The sequence below is a fragment of the Corynebacterium sp. CNJ-954 genome (assembly GCF_001942345.1).
Taxonomy (GTDB): Bacteria; Actinomycetota; Actinomycetes; order Mycobacteriales; family Mycobacteriaceae; genus Corynebacterium.
Map to the genome: position 1 here is coordinate 22,930 of NZ_MKKI01000013.1, position 10,820 is coordinate 33,749.

Consider the following 10,820-nt stretch of genomic DNA (forward strand, 5'->3'; position numbering starts at 1 on the left):
GATGATGTGAACGCGGCGCGGGCCCGTAAGATGGACGGAGTGCCTGTGACTCAGGCAGTACGACTGAAGCGTAGGTTGTCGACCGTCGACCCCGGGTGCTCCGGAATCATGGGGCAGAGGGGGCTGGCGGCGACAGGGACGGAGAAGAGAGAACGGGTATGTCGATTCTTGAAAAGATATCGTCTCCGGCGGACCTCCGGCCGCTGACGTCGGGCCAGCTCGAAACCCTCGCTGGCGAGATCCGGGAGTTTCTCATCGAGAAGGTGTCCGCCACCGGCGGGCACCTGGGCCCGAACCTCGGTGTGGTGGAGCTGACGATTGCACTGCACCGCGTCTTCGATTCCCCGGTGGACCCGATCATCTTCGACACCGGCCACCAGTCCTACGTCCACAAGATCCTCACCGGCCGCAGGAATCTCTTCGACACGCTCCGCCAGCGTGACGGGCTCTCGGGTTATCCGGACCGTGCGGAGAGCCCCCACGACTGGACCGAGTCCTCTCACGCCTCCGCGTCCCTGTCCTACGCGGACGGCCTGGCCAAGGCGTTCGAGCTGACCGGCCAGACCGAACGACGCGTCGCCGCGGTCATCGGTGACGGCGCCCTCACCGGGGGAATGGCCTGGGAGGCCCTCAACAACATCGCCGAGGGCAAGGACCGTCCCTTGACTGTCATCGTCAACGACAACGGCAGGTCCTATTCCCCGACGATCGGCGGGTTGGCTCACAGTCTCGCGGGCATGCGGATGCAACCGGCCTACGACAAGGTCATGGAGCAGGGCAAGAACTCTCTCGGCCGTCTCGGGGCGGTCGGTGAGCACGCGTTCAAGCTGCTCCACAGCTTCAAGGAGGGCGTCAAACATGCCGTCATCCCCCAGGAGCTGTTCAGCAACCTCGGTCTGAAGTACGTCGGCCCTGTGGACGGACATGATGTGCGCGCCGTGGAAGCGGCGCTGTCCTACGCCCGTGACTACGGGGGGCCGATCATCGTCCACATCGTCACCAAGAAGGGCAACGGCTACGCCCCGGCTGAGAACGACGAAGCCGACCAGATGCATTCCACCGGCGTCATCGACCCGGTGACCGGACGGGCCGTCCAGGTCAGTGCCCGTGGCTGGACCGATGTCTTCGCCGACGAGCTCATCGAGATCGGACGTCGCCGGGACGATGTCGTCGCGATCACCGCGGCGATGGCCGGTCCGACCGGTCTCTCCCGTTTCGCCGAGGTGTTCCCGGAACGGACCTTCGACGTCGGGATCGCCGAGCAGCACGCGGTGACCTCGGCAGCCGGGCTCGCCCTCGGTGGGCTGCACCCCGTCGTCGCGGTGTACTCGACATTCCTGAACCGGGCGTTCGACCAGTTGCTCATGGATGTGGCGCTGCTGCACATGCCGGTGACGTTCGTCCTTGACCGTGCCGGTATCACCGGGTCCGACGGGGCCAGCCACAACGGCATGTGGGACCTGTCGATCACGGGAATCGTCCCGGGCATCCGGGTGGCGGCCCCCCGGGACGGCCGGCGCCTGGTCGAGGCACTCAACCGTGCGGTCACCGTCTCGGACGGTCCCTCCGTGGTGAGGTTCTCGAAGGGGGCGGTCCCGGCCGATGTCCCGGCCGTCGACTCCCGCACCGATTACGATGTCCTCGTCGCACCGGAGGGGTCGGACCTCGCCGTCGCCGACTCACTCAAGGTGCTGGTGGTCAACTACGGTCCGTTGACAGCACAGTCGATCGCGGCCGCGGATGTGCTCGCCGCCGAAGGGCATGCGGTGACCGTGGTCGACCCGGTCTGGGTGACTCCGGTGTCACCGGAGGTCGTTGAACTGGCACGGAACGTCGACCTGGTGATCACGGTGGAGGACAACGGGGTACACGGCGGTGCCGGCCAGATGCTCGCGCGTGCGGCGTCCGAGTCGTCGGTGTCGACACCGGTCCGTTACCTGGGCGTCGACCAGCGGTTCCTTGCGCACGGTTCGAGGGGAGAGGTGCTCGCCGAGGTGGGCCTGGACACGGAGTCCGTGGTGGAGCAGGTCCGGAGTTGGGCCGCGAACGAGACCCGACGTCGCGCGGAGACGACCGACGTCAGCTGATCTCGTCGGCGGCGACAGGGGCGAAGGCGTCGATGAGCAGGTCCACCTGCCACCGGCGGCACTGCTGGTCCTCGAGTGAATGTCCCAGCATGTCCTCCAGCTCGCTGACCGGGTCCCCCGGGTCCTCTCCGGGAAGGGACGGGTTCCTCCTGCCGGTCTGGAGCAGGGCACAGGAGACGTCCCATGCCACCGACCGGAGGGCACGGACGGTGAGAAGGTCCTCGGCCCGGATCCCGGTATGGTCGGACACCACCGCGAGAGCGTCGCGGAAGCCGGTCGACAGACGGTGGGCCAGCGGGTGGTCGCGCTCCCACGTGCGGTGGTCGGGTCGTCCGGCTGACGATGTCGGGCGGTCCGGCAGACTCGCCGGGTCCGCGGAGACCGCCTGTCGCACCGCGGAGGACAGGACTGCTGTCAGTTCACGCGCGACCCCGGACCCTCTCGACGTCCGCGCCAGGCGGGAGGCGCCGGACACCTCACGCCTCAGCCGCTGGTCCGCACGCCCGGGCTGTTGTGCCAGATCCAGGATCGACGAGCCGCGCAGCACGTGTTCGGGCGGCACGTCCCTGTCCCGGGCGACGGAGGTCCGGGCATCGACCAGGCGCCGGACGATCTCCAGCCCGCGGGGGTCCCGGACATGGCCGATACCGCGGAGCTTGCGCCAGTCCGGTACGGGGACGGGGAAGGACCACCCTTTGCTGACATGGTCGCACTCCTGCCTGTACCAGCCGTCCCGGCCGAGGTCACGGAGCCGGGACAGGGTGACGTCGCGCAACTCGATGAGCAGCTCCACGTCAAGGGCGGCGTAGGAGAGCATGGCGTCGGGGATCGGGCGGGCAGACCAGTCTTCGCGCCCCTTGTCCTTGGCCACCGTCACACCGAGGAACTCCTCGAGCATGCCGGCCAGTCCGATCTGGCCGTAACCGAGCAACCGGCCGGCGATCTGGGTGTCGTGGAGTTCCGGCGTGTGCCACCCGAGTGACGTCAGTGCCGGAAGGTCGCTGTGGGCGGCGTGCAGGATCCACGGGGCAGTGTCCATGACGGGGGCGAGGATCTCACCGGCCTGGGGCACCGCGGCGGGGTCGACCAGATGCGTGCCGGCACCGTCCCGCCGCAGCTGGACGAGGAACGCCCGGTCGTCGAACCGGAAGCCTGACGCGCGTTCTGTGTCGACGGCGACGGGACCGCGTCCGCACGAGAGGGACTCGGAGACGGCCTGCACCGACTCCGGTGTGTCGGACAGGGCGGGGATGCCGCCGCGGGGGGAGGAGAGGTGTTCAGCCACAGCTGTCACCTTACCGACCGCTGATGGAGGTCACCCCTTCGGGAGGAAGACCGGCGACGTTGGCGAGCACCTTGGAGAACGCGGTGACGTGCCCGGAGAGGTCGGTGCCGGCGGCGCTCCAGGAGGCGCGCATCTCGATCTGGAATGCGTTGGCGGGGCCGCCGATGTCCCCGAAACGGCTGGAGGCGGTGGCGGTGACGGTGCCGCCGAGGTCGCTGAAGGAGTTACCGTCGAGTCCCTCGGTCAGCCAGTCCCAGGCGACCTCGGGGAGCAGCGGGTCCTCGGCGACCGCCGAATCAAGGTCGGCCTGGATGTAGGCCACGAGCTTCATCATCCCGGGCCCTTCCGACCCTCTGGGGTCGTGGAGCAGGATGAGTCTGCCGAATGCGTCACCCTCGGAATCTGTGGGCACGGCGGCTTCCCCACCGTCGCGCCCGGACTCCCCGACGGCGTCGGTCACTCCCGGTAATCGGTCGACCTCGAGGCCGATCGCATGACTGTAGGGCGCGAGTTTCCGCGGCGGACGGATGTCGGTCACAGTGATGCCACTGCGGACCGGTGCGGCATGCATGGAGGTGACCGCCTCCCGGAACGGGCCGGGGACAGCCTCCGTGGCATCGGCCGTCGTGGCCTGGCCCGGGTTACCTGTCGTCTCTGAATGAACGCTCACAGAGGTCAACATAACCGGCGGAAATCACGATGTGGCGCAGGCGCGCCGTCGGTGGTCCACTTCGTCGGGGAACTGGCATAATCTGGAGACATGGTTGACCAGAATTCGTCCCCGGTCGGCGTCGCCGATCTCCGTCCGACTGAAGAGGCGGTCGGCACGGCGCGCTCCGCCCGACGTGCCTCCCCCGATGCTCCGCTGCTGGCGGCAGCCCGGGGGGAGGTCCCGTCCCGTCGTCCGATGTGGATGATGCGCCAGGCCGGGCGTTCGCTGCCCGAGTACCGCGAGATCCGTAAGGACGTCGGCATGCTCGACTCCTGTTTCCGCCCGGATCTCCTCGCCGAGATCACCCTGCAGCCGGTGCGCCGTCATGATGCTGACGCGGCGATCCTCTTCTCCGACATCGTGGTGCCGCTGAAGGCGGCGGGAGTCGGGGTGGACATCGTCGCCGGACGCGGGCCGGTTCTGGAGTCACCGGTACGCACGGCGGAGGCGGTCGATGCCCTGCCGGTCGTCGATCCCTCCCAGCTCGAGGCCGTCGTCGAAGGGATCGGCGGGATCCTCGAGGAGTTGCGGGACGACCAGGTTCTCATCGGTTTCGCCGGTGCCCCGTTCACCCTGGCGTCCTACCTGATCGAGGGCGGGCCGTCGAAGAACCACGGTGTGACGAAGGCGATGATGTACTCGCAGCCGCAGCTGTGGCACGCGCTGATGGAGAAGCTGACGCCGACCGTGGTCCGGTTCCTGCAGGTGCAGATCGAAGCCGGGGCGGATGCGGTCCAGCTCTTCGACTCCTGGGCGGGATTCCTCAGTCTGCGTGACTACCGCGAGTTCGTCGCACCGTACTCGCACAGGATCATCGACGCCGTGCGTCCGTACGGTGTTCCGGTGATCCACTTCGGGGTGAACACCGGAGAGCTGCTGGGAGAGATGGCGGCAGTGGGGCCGGATGTGATCGGCATCGACTGGAAGACCCCTCTCGACGTGGCTGCACGCCGGGTCACCTCGTCCTTGACCACCGCCCACGAGTCCGGTGACCTCCGGGTCCCGGCTGAGCGGCGTGTCCGTGCGATCCAGGGAAACCTGGACCCCGCCATCCTCCTGGCCGGACCTGAGGTGATCGCTGACCAGGTACGCCGCGTCTGTCGAGAGGCCGACCGGGCCGTCGCGGCCGGGGACGCCCGGGGCCATATCTTCAATCTCGGCCACGGTGTTCTCCCGGAAACCGATCCGGACGCGATCACCCGGGCCTTCGCGGAGGTGCACAAGCAGTGACGGATCCGAGTATCAGTACCGGCCCTCGTGTCGCCGTCGTCGGCGGCGGCGTCAGTGGCCTGTTCGCCGCCTGGGAACTACGACGTCGACTGGGTCCCGGTGCCCAGATCCTGGTTCTCGAGGCGTACAGCCGACTCGGCGGGAAGCTGAAGACCGTCGATTTCGCCGCCGGCCCGGTGGACATGGGGGCCGAGGCGTTCCTGACCAGACACACCGGAATGGCGCAGCTTGTCGAGGATCTCGGGCTGGGGGAGGAGCTCCGGACACCGTCGGGGGCGCGGAGTGCATTCCTCGTCGACGGAGAGCTCGTGGACATCCCGCCGGCGACGGTCATGGGGATTCCCGCGAAAGGTTCAGACGTGGACGGTGTGCTCAGCCCGTCTGCACAGGCGGCGGTGGATTCCGAGCGCGACGGCGCTGCGCTGCCGTGGATCGTCGGGGACGACGTCAACGTGGGTGAACTGGTACGCCGACGGTACTGTCACGAGGTCGTCGACCGTCTGGTGTCTCCCATGCTCGGTGGGGTGTACTCGTCCTCGGCAGACGATCTCGGACTGCGGGCCACGGTTCCCCAGGTCGCGGAGGCCATGGACGACATCGCTGCACGGGGAGATGACGTTTACCTGTCCACGGCCGTGGCTGAGGCACTGGCGCTGCGTGCGTCGTCCTCCACTTCTGGCGCCGGCCCCGCGTTCAACTCACTGGCGACGGGGTACAGGACGCTGATCACCAGGCTCGCGGAACTCTCCGGCGCGGACATCCATGTCGACACACAGGTGGAGGAGATCGGCCGTTACAACGGACGTATCTACCTTGAACCCGTCGGGACCGTTGACGCAGTCGTCGTCGCGACCCCGGCCCCGACGGCATCAGTCCTGCTCAAGGACCTGGTACCGGATGCCGCGGAGATCCTCGGCGGTGTTGACCTGGCCGGCTCGGCGGTGGTCGGTCTCAGCTACGACGGTGCCGACGGTGACGCCGGGATTCCCGACCGGTCGGGAATCCTCATCGGCGCGGACGGTCCTACGCACGCCAAGGCATTCACGTTCTCCTCGCGGAAATGGCCTCACATCGGTGAGCGTCACGGGGGGAACGGCGGTTTCGTGCGTGCCAGCTTCGGGACACTCCGTGACGGTCGTCTCCTCGACGCCGACGACGACACCCTCGTGGAGTACGCCGTCGAGGACCTCGCACGTGTCGCCGGTGTCACGCGGCGCCCAACCGAGACATTCGTGCAGCGATGGTGGGGTGGGCTTCCTGTCTACGGCGTGGGGCACACCGAGCTCATGGGGATCGCCGAGGCCGCGGTCGACGAGGTTCCCAGAATTGCGGTGGCCGGGGCGTACCTCCACGGCGTCGGTGTGCCCGCCTGCGCAGAGACAGGTCGGGCTGCAGCGCGCAAGATCGCCGACGAACTCTGACGGGACTCTGGCGGGTGCCTCGCGCTCCCTCTGGCGGGGGCGCAGGACACGGTGGCTAAGATCAGCCAGGACACATACAACAGGTCGATGGACAGGACAGGTGGTTGAGAACCATGGCGAAGCTTGATTTCAGGGAACTCAATGAGAAGTTGCAGTACACGATGTGGTCGGTGTTCACGGTGCGCAACGGTGAGCTGCCGGATGACGATGAGGCACGGGCTGCGGTGGCGGCGGACCTGGAATCCTTCCTCGCCTCCTTCGACGACGAGGAACTGACCGTCCGCGGTGTCTACGACCTCACCGGGCAGCGGGCCGAGGCGGACATCATGATCTGGTGGCACGCAGAGAAGTTCGAGGACCTGCAGCGGGCGTACCGTCGGTTCCTCAGGGAGACCACGCTCGGCCGCGCCTGCGACGGGTACTGGTCGAATTCCGCCCTGCACCGGCCGGCGGAGTTCAACAAGTCCCACCTTCCCTCGTTCATCATGGGTGAGGACCCGGGGGACTGGATTGCGGTGTACCCGTTCGTCCGTTCCTATGAGTGGTATCTGTTGCCGGACAAGGAGCGTCGCACGATCCTGGCGGAGCACGGCATGGCGGCACGGGGGTACGACGAGGTCCGCGCGAACACCGTACCCGCCTTCGCGCTGGGCGACTACGAGTGGATCCTCGCCTTCGAGAGCCCGACCCTGGACCGCATCGTCGACCTGATGTACAAGATGCGCTACACCGAGGCGCGGCGCCATGTCCGGGAGGAAGTCCCCTTCTTCACGGGACGCCGGGTCAACGGCGATGCCACCGAACTCGCCACTTTTATCTCCGAGCTTCCTTGAGTGGGGTCGGGGCGCGTCAGCGCTCCTGAAGGCGCAGGGCGATCCCGTTGATGCAGTAACGCAGGTCCGTGGGCGTGTCGTAGCCTTCACCCTCGAACACGTGTCCGAGGTGCCCACCGCAGGTGGCGCAGACCACCTCGGTCCTACGCATCCCCAGTGAGTCGTCGACGCGTGTCTCGACCGCATCGGAGTCGGCCGGGTCGAAGAAGGACGGCCACCCGCAGTGGGAGTGGAACTTCTCGGTCGAACGGAAGAGTTCTGTCCCGCATCCGCGGCACAGGTAGACACCTTCTGTCTCTGCGTCAGTGTAGTCACTGGTGTAGGGACGTTCTGTCGCCGAGTTCCGCAGCACCTGGAATTCTTCGGGTGACAGGCGCTCGCGCCACTGTGCGTCAGTGAGCGTGGAGAAGTCTTCGAGTGGGCGGATGTCGGGCCGGTTCTCGGTCATCGCTGTTACCTCTGTTCGGGTTGAAGTTCCTCGGGTGTGCCCGGTGCCGTCGTGGAGTCACGGTGGTCATTCTGACGACGCCAGTCGGTGACGAGCCAGACGACGACGGATGTCGCCGCCGCAAGGATGATCAGGCCCCATCCGACGGTACCGCGGGTGTATTCGACGATACGCCCGGGCCATTCCCAACGGTCGGAGTTCCAGGAGTCACCGGACATGCACCAGTAGACCCCGATCCAGGTGACCGGATTGTGCATCACCGACAACCGGCAGAAGATGGTGAAGATCATCGGCAGCAGCATCATGGAGTAGTACATCTGTCCCAGCGAACTCACCATGAACACGCCGGTCATCAGGATGCCCGTGGTGGTTGACGCCCACATCAGCGGGTCGGAGTTCCGCCAGCGCAGCATCCCGAGGACGGTGACAGCGACGGCGACGGCGAAGATGACGCGGAGCACCATGATGAACCAGTCATCCATGCCGAAGTAGACTCCGACGCCCGATATCGACGAGTTGGCGTAGTCACGGACCTCACTCAGATAGGGCATGAGCTTGTCGAGGTAGTCGGAGGGCTGTGTCATCAGTGGCCAGGCGACCAGGTTGAACACCACGGGCACGGCGATGCCGGACACGAGTGCCCACCATTGACGTTTGACGAGCGGGAGGAAGAGCAGGACGGCGAACTGGGGCTTCACGGTGATGGCAAGGCCCACCGCAATGCCCGCGAGGACGGTGGCTAGGGTGCTACGTTGTCCGGTGCCGGGGCCGAAACGCCAGGAGACGTCACCGGAGCCGACCAGCAGCCACCAGAGGAAGACTACTTCGACGGCCAGCAGAATCCCGTTGACGTTCGAGAACAGGAGGGTGTTGGTGACGGATTCACTCGCGAAGACGAGGAGTGCGGCCACGGGGAGGACCGGCCCGGTGAGAGGACGCCGGGCCAGCTTCGTCAACACAGCGAGCGCGACGAGGACGGCCATGCCGTTGGCGAAGATGAAGAGAATGCGACCGATGTCCCAGGACGGCAGAAGAGCCAGGGGGCTGAGCAGGAGCGTGCCGCCGGGGGAGTAGAGGTAGTGGGGATCGACGAAGCTGTAGTTCTCGTCGTAGACCGGGACGCCGTCGATGAACCGGTGCAGAGCGTCCCAGACGGTGGTGAAGTCGTCGGTGGGATGGCTGTTCTGCGGATTGAGGAACACCCGGTGGATGATGGTGAAGATGGCCAGCGGCCAGGCGGCCATGGTGAACGCGCCGGCCGGCGTCCGGAGACTACGACGCAGCCCCCCTGATCGGTGTGCCCGGGTGCTGTCGGTGTCTCCGTTACCGCCAGCGGCGTCGGCTGGGGTCATCTGTGCAGTCACTGTGCGAATTTTAGTGCCTGCGGGGCCTATCCCCGGGACCGCCACGCATCCGTCCCGGGGTACCGCCGCTGGGAAAGCAGGCGTCGGCAGACATCGGCAGGAGTCGGCAGGGGACGCCGAAGACCCGTCGACGGTTGTCGACGGGTCTTCGGCGATGGAGCGGATGACGAGACTCGAACTCGCGACCCTAACCTTGGCAAGGTTATGCGCTACCAACTGCGCTACATCCGCATTTTCTAGCAATCATACTGCTGAGCAGGCCCGTAAGGGACTGTTCGTGCGCGATACTGGGATCGAACCAGTGACCTCTTCCGTGTCAGGGAAGCGCTCTCCCGCTGAGCTAAACGCGCGTGGTGCGAGGTGGAAACGGGAATCGAACCCGTGTACACGGTTTTGCAGACCGTTGCCTAAGCCACTCAGCCATTCCACCGTGGCGTCGCCGCCTCGTGCCGGATCTCGACCCTACCGGTTGGGGACCGGAAGAGAAAATGAGAACCTGAGCGGATGACGAGACTCGAACTCGCGACCCTAACCTTGGCAAGGTTATGCGCTACCAACTGCGCTACATCCGCAAGCACCGTGAAGTACCGGTGCGACCCAGAACTCTATAGGTTTCGTCGACCGCACACAAACAGCCAGGTAGGCGCACCTATCCCAGGAATCGAGCCAGCGGTTCGAACACCACCGATGTCATTCAACGGTGGCTCGCGGCTCTGAACCACCGGTTCCATCGTCGTCACCTCGTGGACTACGCCATGGTCTCCGAGTTCTTTCGCCGACTCCGTCGAAAGCGGTGCCGCACCCGGGCCTTGGGGCTCCTTGTCACCATACTCGGCTGTCACCGCCGTGACGTGCGAAGTTGCGCGCTTGACGGTGGGTGATGATAGATTACCTCTCGTTCCACCGAGGTCCCATGGCTCAGTGGAAGAGCGTTCCGTTCACACCGGAAAGGTCGCTGGTTCGATCCCAGCTGGGACCACAACTATAGCCCTGCTTGCGCTGGTCAAGATACATAAACGACTAGCAGGAAACAGGCCTGATGCAACAACGGTGCAAATACGCACCCGGAAACCATGGCCCGGTCTTGCAGAACAGGGCAAGCGCAACATGGAAACCCCCCTCGACGTTCCCACAACACCGGGCAACGTCCCCACCCTCAACGTCACCGTAGACAGCAGCGACGACTACGCCGCAGCCGCGTACTTCATGGCCGCGTACCTCACTGAGGGGGTACAAGAATGAGCGGGCAAGACAACGCTAAGCACTGCCCGGCGCGCATAGAAGCCCGTGGCAAGTCCTCCCACGCCGTCACTCTCCGTTCCCAGGGACACACATGGGCCGAGGTCGCTAGTCGCGCCGGATACCCTTCACCGGATGCTGCACGCGTCGCCGTCACTCGCACGTTAGACCGGGTGGAATCGGACGCGGTGGCAGACCTTC

At 66.1% G+C, this 10,820-nt stretch carries 10 protein-coding genes and 5 tRNA genes; 7 read left to right on the forward strand and 8 right to left on the reverse strand.

Annotated elements, in window-relative coordinates; translation table 11 throughout:
• The first annotated feature begins 158 nt into the window (after positions 1-158).
• Complete coding sequence (dxs, locus tag BJF89_RS06975; RefSeq protein ID WP_075813529.1) at positions 159-2,087, forward strand: 1-deoxy-D-xylulose-5-phosphate synthase; 1,929 nt, start codon at positions 159-161, stop codon at positions 2,085-2,087.
• On the opposite strand, the gene BJF89_RS06980 is transcribed toward dxs, so the two are convergent.
• Together BJF89_RS06980 and BJF89_RS06985 are read right to left on the reverse strand one after the other, a co-directional pair.
• Positions 2,080-3,372, reverse strand: a complete 1,293-nt coding sequence (locus tag BJF89_RS06980; protein WP_075813531.1) for an HRDC domain-containing protein — start codon at positions 3,370-3,372, stop codon at positions 2,080-2,082. The two genes, dxs and BJF89_RS06980, sit on opposite strands and share 8 nt — an antisense overlap.
• Positions 3,373-3,382: 10 nt before the next feature.
• Positions 3,383-4,054: a DUF3000 domain-containing protein gene (locus BJF89_RS06985; protein ID WP_075813533.1), complete on the reverse strand. Its 672-nt coding sequence runs from the start codon at positions 4,052-4,054 to the stop codon at positions 3,383-3,385.
• 78 nt (positions 4,055-4,132) lie between these two features.
• Here BJF89_RS06985 and hemE point away from each other — a divergent pair, with 78 nt between their 5' ends.
• The 3 genes from hemE to hemQ all read left to right on the forward strand — a co-directional run bounded on the left by hemE (position 4,133) and on the right by hemQ (position 7,568).
• On the forward strand, positions 4,133-5,314 hold the full coding sequence (gene hemE / locus BJF89_RS06990) for a uroporphyrinogen decarboxylase (RefSeq protein ID WP_075813535.1): 1,182 nt from the start codon (positions 4,133-4,135) through the stop codon (positions 5,312-5,314).
• Complete coding sequence (gene hemG, locus BJF89_RS06995; protein WP_075813537.1) at positions 5,311-6,735, forward strand: protoporphyrinogen oxidase; 1,425 nt, start codon at positions 5,311-5,313, stop codon at positions 6,733-6,735. Before hemE ends, hemG begins: the two co-directional genes overlap by 4 nt.
• A 113-nt stretch (positions 6,736-6,848) precedes the next feature.
• Positions 6,849-7,568, forward strand: coding sequence for a hydrogen peroxide-dependent heme synthase (gene hemQ / locus BJF89_RS07000; RefSeq protein ID WP_075813539.1), 720 nt, complete (start codon positions 6,849-6,851; stop codon positions 7,566-7,568).
• Between the two features lie 16 nt (positions 7,569-7,584).
• Here hemQ and msrB read toward each other — a convergent pair whose 3' ends face one another.
• The 6 genes from msrB to BJF89_RS07030 all read right to left on the reverse strand — a co-directional run bounded on the left by msrB (position 7,585) and on the right by BJF89_RS07030 (position 9,952).
• Positions 7,585-8,016 (reverse strand): peptide-methionine (R)-S-oxide reductase MsrB, encoded by a 432-nt coding sequence (msrB, locus tag BJF89_RS07005; RefSeq protein WP_075813541.1) that lies wholly within the window; start codon positions 8,014-8,016, stop codon positions 7,585-7,587.
• Positions 8,017-8,021: 5 nt separating this feature from the next.
• On the reverse strand, positions 8,022-9,380 hold the full coding sequence (locus tag BJF89_RS07010; RefSeq protein WP_255372520.1) for a glycosyltransferase family 87 protein: 1,359 nt from the start codon (positions 9,378-9,380) through the stop codon (positions 8,022-8,024).
• A gap of 155 nt (positions 9,381-9,535) precedes the next feature.
• A tRNA-Gly gene (locus BJF89_RS07015) sits at positions 9,536-9,611 on the reverse strand.
• Between the two features lie 47 nt (positions 9,612-9,658).
• Positions 9,659-9,730, reverse strand: a tRNA-Val gene (locus BJF89_RS07020).
• A gap of 8 nt (positions 9,731-9,738) precedes the next feature.
• Positions 9,739-9,810 (reverse strand) — tRNA-Cys (locus BJF89_RS07025).
• Between the two features lie 69 nt (positions 9,811-9,879).
• A tRNA-Gly gene (locus tag BJF89_RS07030) sits at positions 9,880-9,952 on the reverse strand.
• Positions 9,953-10,287: 335 nt separating this feature from the next.
• Here BJF89_RS07030 and BJF89_RS07035 point away from each other — a divergent pair.
• The 3 genes from BJF89_RS07035 to BJF89_RS19100 all read left to right on the forward strand — a co-directional run.
• Positions 10,288-10,359: transfer RNA gene (locus BJF89_RS07035), tRNA-Val, on the forward strand.
• A 128-nt stretch (positions 10,360-10,487) separates the two neighbouring features.
• Positions 10,488-10,622, forward strand: a complete 135-nt coding sequence (locus tag BJF89_RS19390; protein ID WP_255372521.1) for a hypothetical protein — start codon at positions 10,488-10,490, stop codon at positions 10,620-10,622.
• A partial coding sequence (locus BJF89_RS19100) for a hypothetical protein (protein WP_222843810.1) occupies positions 10,619-10,820 on the forward strand: 202 nt, incomplete at its 3' end. The genes BJF89_RS19390 and BJF89_RS19100, both read left to right, overlap by 4 nt.